The sequence below is a fragment of the Candidatus Kryptonium sp. genome (assembly GCA_025060635.1).
In the GTDB taxonomy this organism is placed as follows: Bacteria; Bacteroidota; Ignavibacteria; order Kryptoniales; family Kryptoniaceae; genus Kryptonium.
Window position 1 is genome coordinate 100,425 of record JANXBN010000001.1, and the last position, 23,050, is coordinate 123,474.

26 protein-coding genes and 1 tRNA gene are annotated in these 23,050 nt (G+C 35.1%); 8 read left to right on the forward strand and 19 right to left on the reverse strand.

Annotated features, from left to right (window positions below; genetic code table 11):
- Positions 1-6: 6 nt before the first annotated feature.
- The 8 genes from NZ923_00495 to NZ923_00530 are packed head-to-tail and all read right to left on the reverse strand — an operon-like array spanning position 7 to position 4,903.
- Positions 7-744, reverse strand: a complete 738-nt coding sequence (locus NZ923_00495) for a FliH/SctL family protein (GenBank protein ID MCS7228496.1) — start codon at positions 742-744, stop codon at positions 7-9.
- On the reverse strand, positions 725-1,753 hold the full coding sequence (fliG, locus tag NZ923_00500; GenBank protein ID MCS7228497.1) for a flagellar motor switch protein FliG: 1,029 nt from the start codon (positions 1,751-1,753) through the stop codon (positions 725-727). The genes NZ923_00495 and fliG overlap by 20 nt, the downstream gene beginning before the upstream one ends.
- Entirely contained in the window at positions 1,738-3,309 is a 1,572-nt protein-coding gene (gene fliF / locus NZ923_00505; protein MCS7228498.1) for a flagellar basal-body MS-ring/collar protein FliF, read from the reverse strand. Before fliF ends, fliG begins: the two co-directional genes overlap by 16 nt.
- Positions 3,310-3,327: 18 nt before the next feature.
- Entirely contained in the window at positions 3,328-3,624 is a 297-nt protein-coding gene (gene fliE / locus NZ923_00510) for a flagellar hook-basal body complex protein FliE (GenBank protein MCS7228499.1), read from the reverse strand.
- A gap of 6 nt (positions 3,625-3,630) precedes the next feature.
- Entirely contained in the window at positions 3,631-3,840 is a 210-nt protein-coding gene (locus NZ923_00515; GenBank protein MCS7228500.1) for a hypothetical protein, read from the reverse strand.
- The gene (flgC, locus tag NZ923_00520) at positions 3,837-4,331 is read right to left on the reverse strand and encodes a flagellar basal body rod protein FlgC (protein MCS7228501.1); all 495 of its coding nucleotides are present in this window, start codon (positions 4,329-4,331) and stop codon (positions 3,837-3,839) included. Before flgC ends, NZ923_00515 begins: the two co-directional genes overlap by 4 nt.
- Positions 4,328-4,759, reverse strand: coding sequence for a flagellar basal body rod protein FlgB (flgB, locus tag NZ923_00525; protein ID MCS7228502.1), 432 nt, complete (start codon positions 4,757-4,759; stop codon positions 4,328-4,330). The genes flgC and flgB overlap by 4 nt, the downstream gene beginning before the upstream one ends.
- Before the next feature lie 15 nt (positions 4,760-4,774).
- The gene (locus tag NZ923_00530; GenBank protein ID MCS7228503.1) at positions 4,775-4,903 is read right to left on the reverse strand and encodes a hypothetical protein; all 129 of its coding nucleotides are present in this window, start codon (positions 4,901-4,903) and stop codon (positions 4,775-4,777) included.
- Positions 4,904-5,127: 224 nt separating this feature from the next.
- On the opposite strand from NZ923_00530, the gene rlmN reads away from it, so the two are divergent.
- From rlmN to dnaA, 3 genes are all read left to right on the forward strand, one after another.
- Positions 5,128-6,186, forward strand: a complete 1,059-nt coding sequence (gene rlmN / locus NZ923_00535; GenBank protein ID MCS7228504.1) for a 23S rRNA (adenine(2503)-C(2))-methyltransferase RlmN — start codon at positions 5,128-5,130, stop codon at positions 6,184-6,186.
- Positions 6,187-6,202: 16 nt separating this feature from the next.
- Positions 6,203-6,859, forward strand: a complete 657-nt coding sequence (locus tag NZ923_00540; GenBank protein ID MCS7228505.1) for an adenylate kinase — start codon at positions 6,203-6,205, stop codon at positions 6,857-6,859.
- Between the two features lie 340 nt (positions 6,860-7,199).
- A complete protein-coding gene (dnaA, locus tag NZ923_00545; GenBank protein MCS7228506.1) occupies positions 7,200-8,819 on the forward strand; it encodes a chromosomal replication initiator protein DnaA in 1,620 nt (539 codons plus the stop codon).
- Positions 8,820-9,118: 299 nt separating this feature from the next.
- Here dnaA and NZ923_00550 read toward each other — a convergent pair whose 3' ends face one another.
- Positions 9,119-9,448, reverse strand: coding sequence for a hypothetical protein (locus tag NZ923_00550; protein MCS7228507.1), 330 nt, complete (start codon positions 9,446-9,448; stop codon positions 9,119-9,121).
- A gap of 169 nt (positions 9,449-9,617) precedes the next feature.
- On the opposite strand from NZ923_00550, the gene mtaB reads away from it, so the two are divergent.
- The 3 genes from mtaB (at position 9,618) to NZ923_00565 (ending at position 12,050) form a co-directional block, all read left to right on the forward strand.
- Entirely contained in the window at positions 9,618-10,934 is a 1,317-nt protein-coding gene (mtaB, locus tag NZ923_00555; protein MCS7228508.1) for a tRNA (N(6)-L-threonylcarbamoyladenosine(37)-C(2))-methylthiotransferase MtaB, read from the forward strand.
- On the forward strand, positions 10,931-11,623 hold the full coding sequence (locus NZ923_00560) for a hypothetical protein (GenBank protein MCS7228509.1): 693 nt from the start codon (positions 10,931-10,933) through the stop codon (positions 11,621-11,623). The genes mtaB and NZ923_00560 overlap by 4 nt, the downstream gene beginning before the upstream one ends.
- 64 nt (positions 11,624-11,687) lie before the next feature.
- Positions 11,688-12,050 (forward strand): hypothetical protein, encoded by a 363-nt coding sequence (locus tag NZ923_00565; protein MCS7228510.1) that lies wholly within the window; start codon positions 11,688-11,690, stop codon positions 12,048-12,050.
- Here the strand turns inward: NZ923_00565 and NZ923_00570 are convergent.
- The 10 genes from NZ923_00570 to NZ923_00615 form a co-directional block, all read right to left on the reverse strand.
- Complete coding sequence (locus tag NZ923_00570) at positions 12,047-12,868, reverse strand: TIGR02757 family protein (protein ID MCS7228511.1); 822 nt, start codon at positions 12,866-12,868, stop codon at positions 12,047-12,049. The two genes, NZ923_00565 and NZ923_00570, sit on opposite strands and share 4 nt — an antisense overlap.
- On the reverse strand, positions 12,865-14,412 hold the full coding sequence (locus NZ923_00575) for an FAD-dependent thymidylate synthase (GenBank protein ID MCS7228512.1): 1,548 nt from the start codon (positions 14,410-14,412) through the stop codon (positions 12,865-12,867). The genes NZ923_00570 and NZ923_00575 overlap by 4 nt, the downstream gene beginning before the upstream one ends.
- Positions 14,413-14,504: 92 nt before the next feature.
- A complete protein-coding gene (locus tag NZ923_00580) occupies positions 14,505-15,656 on the reverse strand; it encodes a hypothetical protein (protein MCS7228513.1) in 1,152 nt (383 codons plus the stop codon).
- A complete protein-coding gene (locus tag NZ923_00585; protein ID MCS7228514.1) occupies positions 15,637-16,323 on the reverse strand; it encodes an ABC transporter ATP-binding protein in 687 nt (228 codons plus the stop codon). The genes NZ923_00580 and NZ923_00585 overlap by 20 nt, the downstream gene beginning before the upstream one ends.
- A gap of 6 nt (positions 16,324-16,329) precedes the next feature.
- A complete protein-coding gene (locus NZ923_00590; protein MCS7228515.1) occupies positions 16,330-17,538 on the reverse strand; it encodes an ABC transporter permease in 1,209 nt (402 codons plus the stop codon).
- Positions 17,535-18,761: an ABC transporter permease gene (locus NZ923_00595; protein MCS7228516.1), complete on the reverse strand. Its 1,227-nt coding sequence runs from the start codon at positions 18,759-18,761 to the stop codon at positions 17,535-17,537. Before NZ923_00595 ends, NZ923_00590 begins: the two co-directional genes overlap by 4 nt.
- Before the next feature lie 3 nt (positions 18,762-18,764).
- Positions 18,765-19,511, reverse strand: coding sequence for an outer membrane lipoprotein-sorting protein (locus NZ923_00600; protein ID MCS7228517.1), 747 nt, complete (start codon positions 19,509-19,511; stop codon positions 18,765-18,767).
- Between the two features lie 68 nt (positions 19,512-19,579).
- Positions 19,580-19,849 (reverse strand): hypothetical protein, encoded by a 270-nt coding sequence (locus NZ923_00605; protein MCS7228518.1) that lies wholly within the window; start codon positions 19,847-19,849, stop codon positions 19,580-19,582.
- A 19-nt stretch (positions 19,850-19,868) separates the two neighbouring features.
- A complete protein-coding gene (locus tag NZ923_00610; protein ID MCS7228519.1) occupies positions 19,869-20,585 on the reverse strand; it encodes a DUF4013 domain-containing protein in 717 nt (238 codons plus the stop codon).
- Positions 20,575-22,110 carry a 5'-nucleotidase C-terminal domain-containing protein gene (locus NZ923_00615; GenBank protein MCS7228520.1) on the reverse strand — a complete coding sequence of 512 codons (1,536 nt, stop codon included), beginning with the start codon at positions 22,108-22,110 and terminating at the stop codon, positions 20,575-20,577. Before NZ923_00615 ends, NZ923_00610 begins: the two co-directional genes overlap by 11 nt.
- A 184-nt stretch (positions 22,111-22,294) precedes the next feature.
- Between NZ923_00615 and NZ923_00620 the strand changes: the two genes are divergently transcribed.
- Positions 22,295-22,894, forward strand: coding sequence for a DJ-1/PfpI family protein (locus NZ923_00620; GenBank protein MCS7228521.1), 600 nt, complete (start codon positions 22,295-22,297; stop codon positions 22,892-22,894).
- A gap of 82 nt (positions 22,895-22,976) precedes the next feature.
- A tRNA-Pro gene (locus NZ923_00625) sits at positions 22,977-23,050 on the forward strand.

Genomic DNA, 23,050 nt, shown 5'->3' on the forward strand with positions numbered 1-23,050 from the left:
GATTAATCATCCGATGCTTTCAATAAGTGAGTTTTCAATCAATGAAAATTGAGTTGAGATCCTTGCGTCTACGTTTCCAAGCTCGCTCTCAATAATACATCCTCCTTTTTCAATTCCCGGATCGGATTCAATAATAACTTCACTTGATGAGTCAAGAATTTGTAAAAGTTCCGGCTTTAGCTCTCTTATGATCTTTTCATCTTCAGGATTTATTCTCACTTTGATCTTTTCAACACCAACAACTCTTCTAATTGCTTCCCTTACCTGGTTCATAACAAAATCATTATTTTTTTCAATTTCATGCTTAACAATTTTCTCAGCGATCTTCACCGCAAGCGAAACAACGAACATTTCAATTTTTGATCTGAGCGATTCAACTTCGTTATAAAAGCTTTTCAAAAGCTGTTCAAAGAGCGCAATATGTTCAGCCAACTGATTATTAAATTCTTCTCTTAAAATTTTCTCGGCGTCTCTGAAACCTCTTTGATATTCATCTTTTAACCTTACCTCGTACTCACTTTTCATTTGAGATATAACTGCATCAAAATCAATTTTGCTTTCTGCTTCACTTGAACTTTGAAAAGAATCAACTCTCGGCTCTAAATAAACCATTGTTTCATTCTCTACGCTATCCCCACCTGCAGGTTTAAAATCGCCCGCATCATCAAGTTTTAACTCGCTAAATAAAAATCTTTCTCTTTCCAACTGATTTTTTATTACTTTTTTAGTAAACAATGTCCTCATCACCTCCTCTGCCGGCAATTACGATTTCTTGATTTTCTTCAAGTCGTTTTATAACCTCAACGATTCTCATCTGTGCAGCTTCAACTTCACGCAATCGTACTGGTCCCATATATTGAATTTCTTCCTGCAACATCGCAGCTGCTCTTTCGGACATGTTCTTGAAGATTTTCTCTTTTATCTTTTGATCTGCACCCTTTAATGCAAGCGCAAGATCTTTCTTATCTACTTCTCTCAAGATTCGTTGTATGCTTCTATCGTCAATATAGATGATGTCCTCAAAGAGGAACATTAATCTTTTAATTTCATTCGCAAGGTCTGGATCCTGCTCTTCAATTCTTTGCAAGAGCTCCCTTGCTTCCTGCGAGCCAACTTTGTTAAGTATCGCTGCAACAGTCCTTGCTCCACCAGTTGCGCTAACTTCCTGACTCAAAGATGTTTCAGCCATCATATCAACCACATTTTCAAGCTCCGTCAGAATCGTCGGTGAAATTTTACCAAGTTTCGCAATCCTATATACAACTTCAACTCTCAAATCCTCAGGAAATTGATTTATAACTTTTGCTGCCTGCTCAAGCGGGAGATGGGAAAGTATTAAAGCTATTGTCTGTGGATGTTCCTTTTGTAGAAAATTTGCGAGTTGTGTTGCATCTGCCTTCTTTAAAGCCGAAAATCCCTTTATCTGGGTCATTGAATGAACCTTTTCAACTATCTCTGCAGCTTTTTGTGGACCAAGCGATTTCTCAAGTAATGTCTTCGCATATTCAAAACCACCGACAATTATATATTCCTGTGCCCTCATCATTTGAAAAAATTCATCAATCACTGCTTGAACGACAGATGAAGAAATTCCTTCAAGTGAAGATATCTCTATTGCAAGTTGCTCCATCTCATATGGCTCAAGATAACGGAAAACTTTTGAAGCGGTTTCAACATCAAGCGCTAAAAGCAAAATCGCCGCTTTTTGTTTACCGGTTAAATTTTCATATTTCAAATTTAACGCCTTTGCCACTTTCCTTTCTCCTCTTCAAGTAACCAAACTTTAATTAACCTTGTTGCTTGTTCAGAATTTTCACGGATATATTCTACCACCTTCTCTTTAACTTGCTCCTTCCTAACCCTCTCAAATTCAATTTCCTCTTCGCTCATTGGTTCAACTCCTGCAATTTCAGGCTGTTTAAGTACTGGTTGCAATTGAGCTTGAGGAAATTCCTTAACCTCAACAGTGGGTATTTCGGTCCTAACTTTTAACCTACCGAGGAGAGAGAAAATAAGTATAATTGAACCTAATATAGCAAGTCCAAGAACAATTTTTTCAAAAAGATCGCGCCAGTTTTCTTTCTTTTCTTCCTTTTGAACAAATTCAAGCCCTTCCCCAGCCGGCTCAAACGGTATATTAACAACAGAAACTTGGTCATTTCTATCTGGATTGAATCCGACTGCGTTTTTAACTATCTCCGTTAACTTTTGAATTTGCTCCTCATCCCGTGGAACATACTCAACTTTTTTAACACCCCCTGATTCACTGACTTTATAAGTTCCATTTACAAGAACCGCAACAGAAAGCCGTTTTATATTACCTACGCTTTCAACTATTCTTTGAATGGTTCTATTAACTTCATAGTTTGTTATCGTATTCGTTCTTTGAGAGCTTGAACTCGCAAATGTAGAATCAACAGAACTACTCCTTTCTTGCGTTGTTTGTTCACTTCTCACAACCGTTTTATCGGGATCGTATTCTTCAATGGTCTTCTCAACTTGTGTAAAGTCAAGCTCAACATCAACTCTAACTATTGAATTACCATGTCCAAGAACACCATCAAGTAAGCTCTGCACTTTATCCGTTAGATATTGTTCAACACTTCTCTTCAATTCATATTGTTTACTGCTTACCTTTGCAAGTGGATCTGCATCTGAATTATCTGAAAGAAGTTGACCTCGTGAATCAAGTATAGTCACATTTTTAGGCTCAAGCCCTTCTACACTGCTTGCGACAAGATATGCAATGCTTTGGATATTATCGCGACTTAACCTTGCTCCCTGTTTTAGTTTGATTATAACAGATGCGCTTGGTTCCTTTTGATCTTCTTTAAAAAGCACCTTTTCAGGAATGACGATGTGCACTCTTACTGCTTCAACACCTTCAATTTGCAAAATCGTTCTTGCAAGTTCTCCTTCAACCGCGCGTTTGTAATTTATCTTTTGGACGAAATCAGAAACACCGATATTGCTTTTGTCAAAAATTTCATATCCAACTATACTTGAATTTGGCAAACCTTCTCCGGCAAACTGAAGCCGTAACTCATAAACATTTTGTTTTGGGACGAGTATAGTTCTTCCCCCATCCCCTAACTTATAATCAATCTTTCTCTCTTTCAACTTTTCAACGATTTTGCTTGCGTCCTGTGGTTCAAGGTTTGAAAACAAAACGCTATATTCAGGTTCGCGCACCCATGAAATTAAAAGTATAAAACCAACTGCTGAAGCAAGCACAACCCCGATGAGCAAAATTTTCCGAGCAGTTGACAGCTTCGCCCAAAACTCCTTTATCTGAGCAAGTGAGTTCATCGGATTCTAAATTTTTATTTAAACCTGCAAACGCATCAATTCTTTGTAGGCTTCAAGCATCTTATTTCTAACCTCCATCAAAAGTTCAAAGCTTGTCTTTGCTTTTTCAACAGCAATCATAACATCGTGAATATTATCTACCTCCCCAGTTATTGCTTTTTCTATCGCCTCTCCAGCTTCATGTTGAAGCCGATTAACATCGCTTATGAACTCCTTTAAAACATTTTGAAAGCTTTCAACGCTTTCCTTTGCCTTTTCTTTTAACTCGCTCCTGTAGATATCACCAGATGTTATTAAATTGATCTGCCTTAGCATAATAACTTAAACCTTTTTGTTAATTACATGATCCGTTTCAAAAACCAACTCACTTTGCGAATTATACTGACAATATTTTCTTATACCCTCAACGCTTTCTGGAAATAAATTCTCAAAAAACTTGATCTCCTCATCGCTTAAAACTTCCACAGGTCTTGAAATTTTGTTTACTTGAAAGTTATAATTATTAAAATTTGTTACACTCTCAACTTTCATATCTCCAATGCATCCTTTGCCATGTTTTTAGAAGCATTTAAACAAGTTATATTTGCCTCATATGACCGAGCTGCTGAAATCATATCCACCATTTCAACAATGATATTGATATTCGGCATGCGAACATAACCATTTTCATCTGCATCTGGATGTTCAGGATTATAAACAAGTCGTTCAGGGGAATCATCCTCAACGACTTCAGCTCTTACTCCTCTTATCGTGTCCCCAGCTTCTATAAATTCAAATCCGTTTGAAGAGAAATGTTTCTCATTAGTTATATCAAGCCGTATCGTTTCTTTTCTCAAGATATTTCCAAAATTCCCCGCCAATGCCCTCATAACAACCACCTTTCGTTTGTATGGAGTCCCTTCTTCTGTCTTTGTTGTTTCAGCGTTTGCTATGTTCTCGGCGATAGATGTCATCCTTTTTCTCTGTGCACTCAATCCCATCGCACTTATGTTCAAGGACGCAAAAATCCTTTCAATCTTCATAAGCCACCTCCTTTTATGCTTTTTTGAATTCCCCTGAACGACTCAGCAATTAATCTTGAAGCAAGCTTATATCTAATCTGGTTTTTCGCAATCTCAACCATTTCGTAATCAACATCAACATCGTTCACACTACTTGCAATAGGATCAGAGTTATAATCTGAGCTTTTCTGAATGATTTCAGGCTGAATTTCGCTAATATCTTTTACTCCAATTGGGATATGCCTCTCATTGGTTCTTTTTCCTCTTATAAATTCCCTAGATAAGCTTTCACGAAGTTCATCTTCAAACTTAACATCAATTCTTCTATATCCAATTGTCGTTACATTTGCTATATTTGAAGCAAGAGCTCTTTGCCTTAGCGAATAAGCGTCAAGCGCCTTTTCCAAAAGAGGAATTTTCGTTTTGTTAAAGAGAAAAACCTTCAACATATTTAAACCGCTTTTTTATTGTGCATAAAGTTCAAAGCGAATTTCGTCATCCTCAAGATCTTTAAACTTTCTTTCCTTTCTCATCATTACCAAGACTGACAGAAAAACTCCTAAGAAACCGACAATTAGAATCCAGTTTTTCATCTCTGCTTTGCGATTTTTTTAATGACTTTTCAAAAAATCATTAAGCAAAATAAGTGCCAGTTTTAAAATTTCTGTTTTTACGGCAAAATTATATTCACCTATTCAAACTCAGCTGAAGAATATTGCACAAATGCTGAACAATATTAAGCAGCAAATTTTGTTAAAAAAGCGCAAATTTAATAAATTTTTGAAGGATCATCTATCTAAAAAACCAATTTGCTATCATGGAAACAATTCAAAAGACAAATATATCTTTCAAGGGTTTAACTCTGTCAGAGCTTGAAAAACTTGTGGTTGAACTCGGCTGGGAAAAATTTCGGGCAAGACAAATTTTCAAGTGGCTTTACAACAGACAGGTTGATGATTTTCATCAGATGACCGACCTACCGAAACAGTATAGAGACGAACTTGCTCAAATTGGAAAAATAAAAGAATTAAATCTTTTAACATTTGAAAGGTCAAATTGCGATGGCACTATAAAATTTTTATTTGAGTTAAAAGATGGCGAAAAAATTGAAAGTGTGTTAATCCCTGACAAATCTCGTCTCACCCTTTGCGTATCAACTCAAGTTGGATGCCCGATTGATTGCAAGTTTTGCGCAACTGGGGCAATGGGATTTAGACGAAACTTAACAGCAGGCGAAATTATTGATCAAATAATTCAAACGCAAAAATATGCCGATAGGAGAATAACTAACATTGTATTCATGGGAATGGGCGAACCCCTTCTAAATCTGAAAAACCTTTTAAAAGCAATTGATATAATAACAAACGACGACGGGATAAGAATTGGTGCAAGGAAGATAACCGTTTCAACCGTTGGAATTCCAGATAAAATTAAAGAACTTGCTGACACCGGAAAAAAAGTAAAAATAGCACTCTCGCTTCACACACTTGATGAAAAACTGAGGGCACAACTTATTCCGATAGCAAACCGATATCCAATTTCATCCCTAATTGAAGCATTAAAATATTACTACAATAAAGTTGGTTTAAGAGTAACCTACGAATACATTGTCTTCAGTGGTCTAAACGATAGAGATGAAGATGTCAAAAAGCTCGTTGAACTTGCTAAACTTGTCCCATGTAAGATAAATTTATTAAAATTTCATCCAGTTGATTTCATCAGGAAAGATCCGATATTGAAAATTCTTAAACCGTCAAACAAGATTGAAGAATTTGCTCAAAAACTTCGCGAAAATAACATAACTGTTTTCATCAGAAGCAATGCTGGTGAAGACATAAAAGCAGCTTGTGGACAACTTGCAATCCTAAATCAATAAAAATGGAGAACCTCCAATGAAACTTGTACTTTTCGGACCCCCAGGTGTTGGAAAAGGAACTCAAGCACAAATACTTTCCCAAAAACTTAACATCCCTCACATCTCCACAGGGGATATATTAAGAGAAGCGGTCAAAAATCAAACTGAACTTGGTTTAAAAGCAAAATCATATATGGATAAGGGAGAGCTTGTCCCTGACGATATCATGATTGGAATCATAAAAGAAGTATTATCATCTGAGAAATGCAAAAATGGATTTATTCTTGATGGTTTCCCCAGAACACTTGCTCAAGCTGAAGCCCTTGATAAGATTTTTGAAGAACTTAACATAAAGATTGACTATGTTATAAGTTTGGAAGTTGATGATGAAGAAATAATAAAGCGACTTACAAATCGCCGCATTTGTAGAAATTGTGGCGCTGTATATAACCTTCTTATTGACAAAATTCCCGAGGATAGCAAATGTCCAAGGTGTGGCGGAGAACTCTATCAAAGAAGCGATGATAATCCTGAGGTAATAAGAAACAGATTAAAAGTATACAGAGAATCAACACAGGTCGTGCTTGATTACTATGAAAAAAAAGGAATCTTAAAATCAATAAATGGAGTTGGAGATGTAAATTGGATAACTAAAAAAATTTTTGAAAACATTGGCATTAGGCAGGATTCTTAAAATCAAGAAAAGATATTTCCGAAAGATTCCGATTCGCTAAAGCATATCCTAACCTCCGTGAAGGAATGGCGTTCAAAAACTTTCTTCAACTATTAACCATCAACTAATCCCCCCTTGTGTTTAACAAAAACTTTGCTTATAAATAATTTAGGTAGCGCCATAAACATATGTGAATAACCTGTTGATAATTAGATTATTTTGTTTAATAAAAATTTTACCCTAAGATCATCTTTTGACCTTGTTTGACAATGATGTGGATAATTTTCGGTTATCCCCGATAAAACTAATTAAAAATCAATCAAATTATTTGGTTTCAACATGTGGATAACTATGTGAATAAATGTTGATAACCTCCGAAATTGATATCGTCATTTATCAACAAGTTATCCACAATTTTTACAAAAATGTGGATAAGTTAAAAACAAATTTAGGGTTTATTATGATTAAGGATTCAATCTCTTCCGCAGACAAAGACATAATTAAAAATCAATCCGACTTATCTTCAGATAAAAGCACCCCAAATAATGATCAGGATATTTTCAAAAATTCAATAGTGGATACCCACACACAAGATGTAAAAGCGATATGGAACCAATGTCTTGAGATAATTCGCGATAATGTAAATCCATTAAGCTTCAAAACTTGGTTTGAGCCTATCGTTCCTCTTAAAATTGAAGGAAAACAACTTACTATCCAGGTACCCAGCCAATTTTTCTATGAATGGCTTGAGGAACATTATTATAGTTTAATAAAGAAAACGCTTACGAAGGTTCTTGGTGAAGGTGCAAAGCTTGTTTATTCAGTCGTGATGGAAAATTCTTCCCCAGATGAAATAAAAACAACAATTAATCTCCCACCAGCTCCAAAACCAACTTCAAAACCATCTTATCCAATTCAAGTAAAAAGTTCTGTTGAAATTCAACCTTTTGATAGCAATTTAAACCCAAGATATACATTTGATAATTTTGTAAAGGGAGACTGCAATCAATTAGCAAGGGCAGCTGCTCTTGCAGTTGCAAATAATCCAGGTGGGACTTCATTTAATCCACTTGTTATCTATGGAGGTGTTGGACTTGGCAAAACCCATTTAATACAAGCAATTGGAAACTATGTCCTTGCAAATAAAAAAACAATGAGAGTTTATTATGTTTCAAGCGAAAAATTTACAGTTGATTTCGTTGAAGCAATTCAAAAAGATAGAGTCAGTGATTTCTCAAACTTTTATAGAAGTATTGATGTTTTAATCGTTGATGATATTCAATTTTTTGCTGGAAAAGAGAAAACACAGGACAATTTTTTCCATACATTTAACGCCTTGCATCAGGCGAGAAAACAAATTGTGCTTTCGTGTGATAGACCTCCTAAAGAATTAAAAGGGCTTGATGATAGATTGATTTCAAGGTTTCAATGGGGACTAATCGCTGATATTCAACCACCAGATCTTGAGACAAGAATAGCAATTTTAAAGAAAAAAGCAGAGGACAGCGGAATTGAACTCCCACAAGAAGTAATTGAGTATATAGCTGTTCACATAACATCAAACATAAGAGAACTTGAAGGTTGTCTTATAAGTTTACTTGCAAAATCATCTCTTGAAAATAGGAAAATTGATGTTGAATTAGCGAAAGAAGTAGTTAGGACAATCGTAAAAGATACATCTGTAAAGGTCTCAATTGAGGAAATTCAAAGAATTGTATGTGAACATTTTGAAATTCCAACAGATATGTTAAAAGCGAAAACTAGAAAACAAGAAGTTGTGATGGCAAGACAAATTGCGATGTATTTGTGCAAAGAACTTACAGATTCATCACTTAAAACAATCGGTTTACACTTCGGAGGAAGGGATCACAGCACTGTGATACATGCTTGTCAATCAGTTGAAGAAGACATGAAAAAAAGCGAGAAATTTAGAAATCTCGTTGAATCATTGAAAAGAAAAATTGAACTCAACTCAAAGTAATAAACACTGTTGATAACCCTGTGGATAACCTGTGAATTTATGTTAACTCTATGTTGATAATTTAAAAAGTTATCAACATATGCGATGTGGATAACTTAAAGATGTGGATAAAAATAAACTTATCAACAATAGATTAACAATCGTTATTGTGCAGATTTAAAACAATTAAATCCAAAAAGTATCAAAAACTAATCAACTGACAAGAATTTTTAAAAACTTTACATCTACGCGTTATTTTTCTCGCACAAGTTATCAACATATCCACAGCGCTTATTAATAATCCTTTAACTAAAAATAAACTATTTATTAACTGATTCTATTGCCTGAACGATCAAGGGGAAATACCTATCAAGAGCACATTCAACAGAATTCCTTAAATCGCAAACTCCGTCTGGTGTTTGTCTGCATTCTTTACAAATGTTTTCCCTCAAAGCAACAATGTAATCATCCATCTTGTCACTTTTAACTGAGAAAATAATTTTAACAATTTTGGGAAAATACTCCTTAACTCCACACATTGACATCTCCGATATCCTACATACCCCATTCCCATAAGGATCACTATCAATACAGACCCTGCAAACGGTGTTTTGAACAGCTTGCCAATATTTTTCAAGCTCTGGTGTCATAGCCGAATTCTAAATTTTGTTTTACAAAGATATTTTGAAAATTTTTTGATAAAAAACAAAATAAGTTAGGTTAAGCAAAGGCATTGAAAACCGATTTGATTTTAAACTTTCAAATTTTTAACTTGAATAAGTTGAAATCCTCAAAATTGAAAACAAAAAATTCACATAGATGAAGAAAGTATCTTTTTACACAGTTGGCTGTAAGCTGAACTTTGCAGAAACATCAACTATAAGTGAGGAATTTAAAAAACATGGTTTTGAAATAGTTGAGTTTGGAGAACCATCAGATGTTTGCGTTATAAATACATGTTCTGTTACTGAAAATGCGGACAAGGATTGTCGTAGAGCGGTTCGCAAGGCTTTAAAGACATCTCCTAACGCTTTCATAATAGTTACAGGTTGCTATGCTCAACTTCGCCCTGAGGAAATTGCTCAAATTGAGGGTGTTGATTTAATACTTGGTTCAAATGAAAAGTTTAAAATCTTTGATTATGTTAATGATTTTCAAAAAAATTATCATGCACAAATTTTCGTTTCACCGATAACGGAATCTGATGAATTTCACATCGCAAGTTCAACTCCGGCATCCGATAGAACGCGAGCATTTTTAAAGGTTCAAGATGGTTGCGATTATAATTGCTCTTATTGCACAATTCCACTTGCTCGGGGTGAAAGCAGAAGCCCCGAAATTTCTGTGATAGTTGAGAGAGCAAAAATCCTTGCACAGCTTGGATATAAAGAAATTGTATTAAGTGGAGTAAATGTTGGGGATTACGGAAGAAAGATCGGGACAAACCTTTTTGAGCTTGTTAAGGCGCTTGAAAATATAGATGGGATTAAGAGAATTAGAATTAGCTCAATAGAACCGAACCTTTTAACGGAGGAAATGATAGATTATTTCATAAATTCTGAAAAAATTTGTAATCATTTTCACATCCCATTACAAAGTGGAAGTGATGAGATTCTTAAAAAGATGCGAAGAAGATATAACACTGATCTTTATAGAAAAAGAGTTGAATACATCAAAGAAAAAGATCCGGATGCTTGCATAGGTGTTGATGTAATAGTTGGTTTTCCTGGGGAGTCAGAAAAACATTTTGAAGCAACCTACAATTTCATAAAAGAGTTGCCAATTTCTTATCTTCATGTATTTACATACTCCGAAAGACCAAACACCGACGCAATAAATTTACCTAACAAGGTCCCGATGGATGAAAGACATAGAAGAAGCGAAGAATTAAGAAATCTTGGATTGAAAAAGAAGTATAATTTCTATAGACAGATGATAGGTAAAACTTTTGATGTTTTATGGGAGGCGGAGGTTAAAAACGATCAAATCTTCGGCTTCACGAAAAATTATATTAAAGTCAAAACAAAATATAATCCAGATTTGATTAATCAAATTACATCGGTTAAAATCACGGGAATTGAAAATCTAGCTGCAATTTGTGAACTAATTCAAACTAAAATGGAGGTTCATCCATGATTAACAAAAATTTGATAATTTTAACCGCAATTATATCACTCTTTTTATTAACTGGTTGTGGTCCAGCTTACTTGCCCGCAATTTATGATTCAGCTCCGCCAATGTATGTTCCATCTGAAGTGAAAGGTGAAAGTAATTTCATAAGTGGATATTATAATCAAACCGGGGGTTTGTATGAAGGTGAATCAAATAAGTTTTTAAGAGCAAATTTTGCAAGAGCTGTAGGTGGAAGTTGGTATAGATTTTCTGGCTGTGGATTTGCTTATTTCGGTCAATACGATGTAAAAAAATCGGAGGATATTTCTGAAAGAGGGAAAAAATCTTATTTTGGGCTTGGCGGGGATGTTGATGCAAATATCTTTTTACCAATTTCTTTCATTAATGCGGGAATTGGTGTATACGGCGGTTTAGCTACAGAATTTGGGGATTATTCTAAAGTTTGGAGGGAGAATGGAAACTTATTAACTATCTTAATACCATATGCATCTACATATCTTTTCACGCAATTTAATATTACAAAAAGTGATAAACTTACCTTTAGATTTAGTATCGGTTTGCCAGGCGGTCATTCAGTTGGTGTAAGCTATTACAATATAAATTATGGTGGGCTCTGGATTGCATTTCATCCTACTGAGGAGGCAGACGAAATTAGTTTCTCCTCAATTGGTATTTCTATAAATATAAAATGAAAATGTAAACCATACCTTACGCATCTGCGTCAAAATAGTAAAAAAGGATTTATAAGAGATGTTTATGAAAAGATTTGTAGTGACATTCTTTGCTTTACTTTTTCTCTTCACTGTTGTTCTGTTCGCCCAGGAAAGGGGCAGGGGTTATGGGATGTATCTTGAGAGATTGAAACAGGAATTAAATTTAAGCCCTGAACAGATTGCAAAAATTCAGAAAATTCTTGACGCTGCGCAAAAGCAGGCTGAGGCTGACAGAGAAAAGTATCAGGGTAACAGAGATGCTATGATGAAGGCAATGCGTGAGAGATGGGAAAAAATTGATAAAGAAATTGAGTCAGTCTTAACGAAAGATCAAAAAAAGAAATATGAGCAGATAAAGAAAGAACGGCAAGAAAGGATGCGTGAGTGGAGAGGAAGGCCAAGTTAAGATATGTTTTTTAGCTCTATTCCAAGCCCAAAAATAGCAAAATCATACTTCACGGGATCTTCGGGATCTAACTTTCTTAAATTTTCTGTTATTTCTTCTGCTGTTTTCCATGTGTCGGTTTTTCTTTGAGTTAGCCCAAGATCCCGTGAAATTTTTGAAACATGCGTATCAAGTGGAATTATTAATTTTGATTTATCAACCTCGCTCCATAATCCCACATCAACTTGATCTTTTCTCACCATCCATCTTAAGAACATATTAAGGCGCTTGCAAGGGCTATTTTTTTCCGGATCTGGTATGAGTCCACTTACGCTTTTTGGAATCCCATTAAATTTAGGCGGTGGATCAAAAGACAAAATCTCTTTAACGAATCCTGAAAGTGCCTGTTTTATAGTCGGATGTTTTGCGTCGTAGTATTTCAAAAATAAGTTTTTTAATCTCCCGTATTTTTCAAGCGTCTGCTTCAAAAGATAGAATATCACAAGCAGATCTCTTCCTTCAATGTTTCTATATGCGTAGTGGACAAAGCTATCCAACCTTTTCTCATACCAAAATGGATCAAAATTTAAAACGAAATCATATGGTCGGTTCTCCATTAATTCAAACAACTGTTCATTGCTTGATAATATAATTTTCCTATTTCCCATCGCAAGAAGAGAAGCAATGAAACCAGCTATTTCCATATCCTTTGGCTCTGAAAAGCGATGAACAAACTTGACGGGGTCAGAATTTATAAAATCAGGAGTGTTATATTTTTTAAAAAGCCAATCAAGGTAATCCTTGAGCGATGTAAATTCTGGAGGTATTTTGATTTTCATATTAATCTTGAATACTCATTTAATTTTAGCTTCCAAACTTTTACACCACAAAATCTGGGACCCTCCGGACAGGTTGGTTTCACATTTGCGAGATCTCTAATTGAACACGGCGGGAGCAAGAATTTAGCAATCCTTGGGTGAATTTCCGAGATTTGTTGAACTTCTTCAAAAGAGGCGCGCCATATTTCCTCTTGTGCGTTGTAGCAAAGTCGCATCGCATATTTATGATGAAGATTTAAAAGATCTCCTGACTCTGTGAATCTTATACTAACAGCGTTTGGCAGAAGATAAAGGAAAAACTCGGATGAAACACCAAGTTTCTTTAGTTTAGCGATGTTTTCCCAAATTCTTTCCATTGTTTGAGTGTAAATCTTCAAGGCGAGATCGCTTTGAGAAATCAAAGCTGGTGTTATGAAATCTGGTTCGTCATATATTTGGCAACTTAAGATTGGTCTTGATGCTGGTACCATACGATGTCTTTGGTCTTGGGAATCTGCCGTGTGGCTTAATTTCTTTTTAAATGTGTATGAGACATGGAACATTGCTCTTGACAATTTGCTGTGCGTTGTAAGGACGAGTGATTCTGCAAGTATTTTATTTATAGATGGGTTTAAAACAAGATTTATTGCTTCGTCATCACTTAATGCATTTGAGGGTAATCCAAAGATCTCTCTTACAGAACTGGCGAGAATTTTCTCGGCATTTGGTTTATAATCAATCAGGAGCGAGATTTTTCCATCAAGGGATTCGTCAAACTCTTTTGCAAATTCTTTGGAAAAATTTTCTTGGTACGAGTTTTGGGCAAAATTAAATTCTGTTATATCTTTCTCATCAAGTGGTTCTTCAAGTATGATTTTATAATTCGGGTCAACTTTTAAAATTTCATCAACTAATTTTTTCACCACGATTTTTTGTTCAAGTGGGACATCAAATTGGTTACAAAGTTTGTAATATCTTAAAATCGTAACGGCACTTACTGTGTGGTATAAATACGCAAATGTTGCAATCGGGAGGACATATCGCGCGATTTCTTGTGCTTTCCTTTTTATGTCTTTTTTATACTTTTCTTGGTAAAATCTTCTTGCAGGAAATCTTTTATAATATTCATTTTCAACGACGGGGAGTAAAATTTCTGTTAACTTTTTATATGTCTCGTTTTGAAATTCAACGGTTGAGATATAAATCTCAAGAGCTTTTCCATTGAGCGGTGGAACGAAGTAATTCCCTGGTTTTACTTCAACATATCTTTGTGAGACCTGTTCAGAATTGTAAAACGGATGGCTGTGAAGAAACGACCAAATGAATTGTCTTGATATGTTCTCAATCGCAAATTGAAAATGAGCGTGTTGAAATGTTGTATGATGTCCTGCTTCATAAATGCTTTTAGCAAGATCAATATACTTTTCAATCTCAATATCTTCATCTTTTACTATTCCCTTTGAAGAATAACATGTCTTCGCAGTTGCGATCACATTTTTAAATGGTTCGGGAAAGTATTTAACAAGCTTAACGACTGGCTCTGGAGAAAGCGGCTTATCTATCATTATGGTTTATCTTAAATTCAATTTGTGAAATTTTGCTTTAATTTATCAAGCGCTTCCTAAAAAATCAACCCACTTTCATTCAAAAGAGAGGTTTAGAAGAAAACTTGAAGCTTTAGAAAGATTGAGGTTGAATAATACCAATATTCGTCTAATTCATCGCCGAAAAATGCTATGAACCCAAAACCGAGCTCAGCGTTATCAAATGGTGTGTAGGAAATTGCGAAGTTAGTGAAGCCGCTTCCATCATTCAAGTTTTGGTTTAAAGAAAAGGCGAGGGATAATATCGGATTAAGTGTGTATACTGCTGAAGTGAAAATATAGTTTTTGCTTAGGTTGAGTATTTCTCCTTTTATTAATCTTTCAAGTTCGTATTGCGCTTTGTTACTTTTTCCTTCCCCATTGAATTGGTATTCAATTAGAAAATAAAGTTTGTTTGTGAACTGATTATCAAAGCCGAGGATAAATTTTGAAAAATTAGATGAAAAATTTTTTACATCGGTTGAAAAAATTCCTTCCCCTCTTATCCCAGCGTCAAGAAAATTTCCAGCGAAATCAAATCCTATTACCGCACGCTTGTCAAAGTATCCAGACATTATGGAAAAATCAAACGGTTTTAAATTTGATCTTAGGCGAAAACCAAGATTATTGTTTTTAAAACAATTTGTCGGATTAAAAACGAAGTGGAAATCAGTGAAATCTCCAAGATATATTTTCATAGTAATTGCATCTGCCCCATCTTTTTCAATTTTGCTAAAATCCGCTGGATTTATTGGATTAAAAAGATCCGTGGGATTCCATATCCTGCCCGTGCCCCATGAAATTCTTTGTCTTCCGATTATCAAATTTCCAAATTCAAAGTCTTTTCTGTAGTAAAATCTATCAATAAAATGGTATGCCTTAATGTTTTGCTTGCTGATTAATCTCCATCTTAATTTGTAAAGATGTCTTCTTGAATCTATTTCGGTCGGATTAAAAAATAAACTTGCGGAGTGGTAAAGCATTGAAATCTCATATTCAAGGTAAAGGTTGTTTTCAGAGCCAAATTTAAACTCGGGACGAAGACGAACTCGTCCAAGAAGTAGGTATAAATTTTTGTTTATGTTAAATAAACTCGCGAACTCGTCTTTGATGGTTTGATGTATTAAAAAATTCAAAACATAGCCAGAAAATTTGAACTCTTGTGAAAAACACAATTCAAGGGAGAAGATAAACAACAGGATAATTTTACCATAACTTTTTGTCATCTTCTATCATTCCATCTCTTAGTCTAATTAATCTGCCTGCCCTTTGGATTACTTGTGGATCGTGAGAACAAATCACAAATGTTATTTTTCGTTCTGAATTCATCTTTTGCATTATGTCAATTAACATTCCTCCAGTTTTAGAGTCAAGATGAGCGGTTGGTTCATCTGCCAAAACTAATGTCGGATTTGTTACGATGGCTCTTGCAACTGCAACTCTTTGCTGTTGCCCTCCGCTTATTTCGTTCGGTCTTTTGTCCGCAAGCTCTGAAATTCCAAGTTTAGTTAAAATTTCCATAACTAATTCTTTTCTTCTTTTCTCTTCTACCTTAAGTAAGGCAAGCGGGAGTTCCACGTTCTCAAACACGGTTAAGACAGGTATTAAATTATATGCTTGAAAGATGAAACCGATTTTCTTTAACCTTAAATCAGCAAGTTCATCTCTTTTGATTGTCGTTATATCTCTCCCCTCAAAATAAACTTTCCCGTTTGTTGGCTTGTCAAGTCCACCAATTAAGTTTAAAAGTGTAGTTTTACCAGAACCAGATGGACCAGCGACGACGATGAATTCACCTGAGTAAATCTCAAGATTGATATTTTTAAGTGCTATAACTTCAACTTTTCCATCTGTGTAAATTTTCGTCAAATTTTCTGTTGTAATTATCTTCATATTTCTTCAGATGTGTTTTAATGCTTCAATTGGCTCAAATTTCGTTGATTTAAAAGCTGGGTAAATTGCTCCTAAAATTGATATCAAAGGCATCGTAATCAACAATAGCAGAAGTGTAAACCAGGTCAAAACTGGATATATGATTCTTCCGCTCCCAAACCAAACTAAGCTTTCAGCGAAGATTCCAAGATCAATGCCATATTTTGAAAGTGGAATATAAACAGCAAAGCCGATTATAATTCCGATCACAGTCCCAAGAACACCGATCGTGAAAGATTCAAGCACTATCAGCGCAAAGATGTTTTTATTTTTCATTCCTATTGCTTTCAAAACCCCAAATTCTCGCATTCTTTCAAACACAGACATAAGCATTATATTTATAATCCCAAATACAACGGCTACACCGAAAATAAGATAGTAAATCCATATCAACTGATTATACATATCAATGATCAGACCTATAAACGGAACCACATCGGCATAAGTTAAAGCTTCATATGCTTCTCCAATCTTTTTTGAAACTTTCTCCTTCACTTCATTGACATATTTTTGATCTTTTAAAATGAGAGCAAATTCAATGACTTTATCAATTTTCAGCATTCTTTGAGCATCTGCAATCGTGATATAAATGTGAGTTTTATCAAATTCCGAATGTGGGGATTCAAAAATTCCAACAACTCTGAAAACCTCCGATGCAACATTTCCATCAATATCAGATGCCATTAAAACTAATTTATCACCTATCTCTGTGTTAAGTTTCTGTGCGAGTTTTTTACTTATTAAAATTTCCCCGTTTTTTTCTATGTATTTCCCTTCAACGATCAAATTAGATATTATCGTGATTGATTTCTCTTTGTCTGGTTGAATTCCAACTATGATGATTCCAGAAGAATTATATGCGCTATTTATCAATCCATAACTTATTACTCGCTTGCTGTATGATTTTACTTCATCAATTTCTTTAATTGCTTTTTCAACAGTTAATTCATCGGATATGTAGTTTTTCACAGTTTTGTCATCTTTATAGCCATTTTTATGTATCTGAATATGAGAGATGTGAAGGTTTATTTGATTATCAAGCATCTGTTTTAGCATTCCAATTGAAAGGGTATCTATGATCATAAGCACAACAACACTTACAATTATTGAGATCAAAACGACGAGCGTTCTTCGTTTATTTCTCCATATATTTCTCCAAGCAAGTTTCAAGATCATGTAAATCTTATCCCTTTTAGTGGTTCAAGTTTATAAACTCTATAAAGCGGGATTATTCCAGAAATGAGCGAGACAATCAGTATTGATATAGCGGTGTTTATAAATATCCTCGGTTTAAGGGAGGAAACAAGCTTTGGTTCAAAACCGAACTCCTCGTAGATTGATGCAAACTCCCCTCCGAAAACAATTGGATTTTTAATAAAGTAGTAATTCACAAGACCGCCCAGGAAACATCCGAGTGTGATCCCAATTATCGTCATGATGACAATTTCAAGAAAGACAATTAAAACGAGTTTGTTGTTCTTGAAACCTATTGCGAGCGATATTCCAAATTCATTAAATCTTTCAACGACGGACATAGAGACAGTATTTAAAATTCCAAATGCTACGACTATAATTAGAAATGCGAGAAATAAAATCCCAGATGCGTTATCAAAATCAATTGATTGTTTCAGCTCAACCATGATCTCATCCCAGGACATTACGACAAGACCTTTATTGTGCAATTTTTCAGAGAGTTTATCTTTTACTTCTTTTATTTTTTCAAGTTCTGGCAATAAAATCGGTATCACGCTAACTCTGTTTTCAGCAGATAGAAATTCTTGCGCGGTTTTTAAATTCATAAAAATCACCAGATTGTCAAGCTCGGTATAACCAAGTTTTACAGTCCCGACAACTTTAAATTTCATACTCCATAAAGCTCCATCAAAACCTTGGGCAAGTATAACGATGGTATCCCCGAGATTAATTTTCAGATTTTCAAATAGTTTAGCACCGATGACAATTTCATCATATGATTGATTGTTAAGAAATTTCCCCTGTTTAACTTTGGTGTGAAAACTTGAAAACTTTGATTCGTTCTCAGGAACGATGCCATAAATTATTGCACCATATGAATTCTCGCCCGAGCTTATCAAAACATCAGCATATAATCTTGTGGTGTATGCACTAATTTCAGGGATAGAGTTAAGTATATCTTTTATGTCATCTGTATATAAAAATGTTTTTCTTAGCGATGGATCATCCTTATACCCCTCTCGTTGAATTTGGACAAAGCCAGAGTAGTCACCAGCGATTGTTTTTATAAAGTAGTCATAGCTTCCAAGTTGTATTCCTCTCATAATAATCGTAAGCGTAGTAGCGAAAACGATTGCAAGTATGGTGATAACTGTTCTTCGCTTGTTTCTCCATATATTTCTCCAGGCAAGTTTTAGAAAGAGCATATCTCATCTTCTCTTTTCAAGTTCTCTGAACGAAAAAATCCTGTTATCTATTTTTATGTCAAATTTTATGTCTATTAAGACGAACTCTGTTTTTCTTCCTTTTTCAATGTTGTTATACATTACCCATTTTGCTGGAAGCTTTCTTCCGTGAAATTCTTTTACATCATAGAATTCCATATACCTAACAAGTTTCCCTTTTTCATCATAATATTCAATCCTTGCAGGCAGATAATCTGATTTCCTTACCCAGTAAAAAATCATTCCCCAGACGACGGGGGCTTGTGGTTTTGGAACAAGTTCTATTTTCCAGCATCTTTCAGAGTTTACGATATCATCAGGTGAAATTATTTTCATTTCATAATCTTTTTCAAGGTTTGATTCACGAACGAGGTCGTCGTATGTAAAATCAGAACCATTCCAAGATTGTAACATCATGGAGGGAGGAATCTTAATCAAACTTTCGGTATTACGAAGATATAACCAAATTTCCTTTCCAATTTTCAAAGTTTTATTTCCTTCCTCTTTCTTCGGATATTTTATCTCTATCAAAGCTTTTTCATTTCCGACCCACCAAGCTTCCATCTTCAAAGCCCTTTTGAACTCGGGGGTTATTATCGTCATTTCAACTATTCCGTATGAGGTTTTACCTTTTATTTGGTCCTCTGATTTTTTTATTATTTCTTGTGGGGTTTGGCAAATGATTGGGAAGGCGAAAAAAGCAAGAAATGTTAAGAGTATGAACAAACGCATTTTTACCATCAAAAGAGATTAATTTTGAAAATTAAGCAAAAGCATTTCTAAAACTTTTGACGAAGATTTCATTTCGTCGTTTCAGATTTCGTCTTTTCAATGTTGATAATTTTTCTGATATCTATTTTCATCTCCTCGGATATTTTCAAGAGCGAATCAATTTCATCTTCAAAAAGTTCTCTTAAAAGTTCAACGATCGCCTCTTTCTCTTCATCGCTTCTGCAAGTTGTCCAGATGCAACGACCCTTGAAATCTATTTCAATTCTTATATATTGATCGTTTAGCTTTTGAGTTCGCAGCTCAATGAAGCCAAATTTTCTCTTCTGAATTTTTTCCATTTTGAATTATAATTTGTTTTTAAGTTGTTAAAATTATTCTTGTCTCTGGCTTTGATGCTTTTTTAAAAAGTTCACCGTAAAGGTAATACTGAACTATGCTTGCCCAAAAACTGGTTAATAGTATCCCAACGAAGCAAAGTGCTAATCCAAGAGATGCGATAATCTGAAGGAAAATTGTAAGAAGAAAAACTATAAGAGCATCGCCAATGTTGTCTCTAAACATTGAAAAAATTTCGGATATCGCAAACGCATCATTTATTGATTCATTTTCTACAAATTTGCCGATGATAAACGGGAGAATTAGTGCGAAAAGAATTATGTAAACAAGCGACGACAAAAGAAACAAAAGCGAAATCCCAGAAAATTCTCCCTGGATAAATAAGTTTGATAAAAGCATTGGAAGAAAGGCGGTTATTTCTCTACCTTTGAAATCTTCAAATTCAAATTCAGTAAATGGAACAGAAATCACGAGGAGAACGAAAAGAGGAATTAGATAGATTATAATTATCACGACGAGCTTAAAGCCGCTTGCAAGTTTTCGTCCGATCTCATCCCATTCAGGAAGAAGTTGCTCTTCCCCTTTTATCGTTCGCCTTGTTACCTCAACAAGATAACCATAGTAAATTAAAATTGGAATTATCAAGAACGAGAAAAGTAGCATCAGCCCGCCGACGATTATTTTCCCAAGCCAATTTTTTTCTTGAAATACAAATTTGAAACCTCTTTCAATATTCATTTTTTGTTTCCTCTTTTTGTTTTGCTAAATCTATGATCCTTCCTTCAACTTCTGATTTTATTATCTTTTGTTTTTTGACTGCTTCAATGAAGATATCTCTATCAACTGCGCCAAGATTTTTTATCTCAACACTATTTTGGGGAATTCCGAATAAATCATAAAGATGCTCAGCTACCCAATTGTTCGTTGCTATGGAGTATTTCTTATTTTCGTCAAGAGGTTTACCATTGACTTCAATTGAAACGATTCTTTCACCGATATTTTTTCTGGAGTCAAAAACTACTTTTATTCCTGAAACTTGCATAAGTTCTACCTTGCCAGATGCTTGCCATTCCATCATTTTTTTCAATGTTCTACCGTCAACTTCAAAGACAACAATTGTATTGCCGAATGGATTTATTTCCCAGATGTCACGAACTTTTATATCTCCCTTTGGTAGATCTTTTCTCAAGCCCCCAGAATTTTGAAAAGCAATGTCCGTCTTTGCAAATTCACGCATAACATCTGCTTCCCAGTTTCCGAGATTGCTTTCGCCATAGAAGTTTCTCTTCCAATCAACTTCAAGTTTTCCGATCACTTGGCCAAGCTCTTTATCAACCATTTTTTCAAGTTCTTCAACTTTCTTTTGAGCGATCTTGTCTGGTTTTATAGTTCCATCAATTACGCGAATTAGCTTGCCCTTGTAGGAATAGACAGAATCGCCATTGATATCAATTAAAAGCTCAAGGTAACCAAGATATTCGCCCCTTGCTCCTGCTTGGCAGATTATAACTCCATTTACAATTTTAGGTTCTCGCAAGACAGTGTGGCTGTGTCCTCCGATTATTACTTTTATTTCTGGAAATTTCGTGGCGAGAATTGAATCACCTTGAACACCGATGTGTGTTAATGCAATTATTAAATCAACTTTTTCTTTGTTTTTTAAATCATTTATATGTTGCCTTACAACTTTTTCAAGATCAAGAAGTTCAAGATCTTTTAGATTTTCGCGCAATGAGAGCTTGAAGAGATCGGGAGTAATTAGACCTATTACCCCTATCTTTGCTTTGCCAAGTTTTTTAACGATATACGGTTCAACGAAGTGTTTTCCTTTTCTTTTGTCCCAAAGATTTGCAGCGAGAACCTTAAATTTTGCGATTTTCAATGCTTCTTCAAGTGCATCTCTTCCGTAATCAAACTCATGATTGCCAAGTGTCATTGCGTCAGGTTTTATAATGTTCATCAATTCAATTTGTGATCTTCCTTTTGTAATTGAAGAAATTGGTGTCCCTAAGAAATCATCACCAGCGTTTAAAACGAGGACATTTTTTTCTTCACTTCTAAATTTGTTTATAAAACCCAAAAGGTTTGCGGTCCCTCCGACATAGCAAACTGTATCACCGCAAGTTGATCGCATTGGGATATTTTGAGAATGAAAATCGTTCCAGTGTAAGATTAAAACTTTTTCTAAATTTTGGGAAAATAGAATTTGGGAAAATGTAAATACGAGAAGGAAAATTAGGGCTTGGATTGATAAACGTTTCATAGCATCGTGAGTTTTTTGTGTTAATATACAAAATTTAGCCTTTGCAGTCAATGAACAAGAGGTGTTAAAAATTGTCTACGATGAAAACTTGTATAGTATTAGTTAAGATGCAGTTAAACTTGACATTTATATTCAACTTTTTTAAATTGCTCTTGCGAAATTCAAATAAATAGGGAGGTCAACCATGGCAGGGAAGAAAATTTTGATGTTAGTTGGTGACTTCGTAGAAGATTACGAAGTCATGGTGCCATTTCAGGCACTTCAAATGGTTGGTCATACTGTTCATGCTGTTTGCCCGGGGAAAAGAGCAGGTGAGAAGGTAAGAACAGCAGTTCATGATTTTGAAGGAGATCAAACATATAGCGAAAAACCCGGGCATAACTTTACACTAAATGCGACATTTGATAACATTAAGCCTGAAGATTATGATGCTCTTGTTATCCCAGGTGGAAGGGCACCGGAATATATCAGAATGAATGAAAAGGTGCTTGAGATAGTGCGTCATTTTGCAAATGCCAATAAACCAATTGCAGCAGTTTGTCATGGTGCACAGGTTTTAACAGCAGCTGGCGTTGTTAAAGGAAGGAAAATCAATGCTTATCCAGCGGTTGGTCCAGAGGTAAAAGCTGCTGGCGGTGAATATGTTGAGCTTCCGTGGGATAAGGCAATCGTCGATGGGAACATTGTAACTGCTCCAGCATGGCCAGCCCATCCAGAATGGCTTGCGAAGTTTTTGGAGCTTCTCGGGACGAAGATAGTTCATGAAGAAAAAGTCGCTGTGTGAAAATTTAACCTCCCCACTTGCGTGGGGAGGTTTTTTAAATTTGTAAGTTTATTTTGAATTCTTTAATTTTTTAAACGAATAGCGGGGCGTAGCGCAGATGGTTAGCGCGCTTGGTTCGGGACCAAGAGGTCCCCGGTTCGAGTCCGGGCGCCCCGA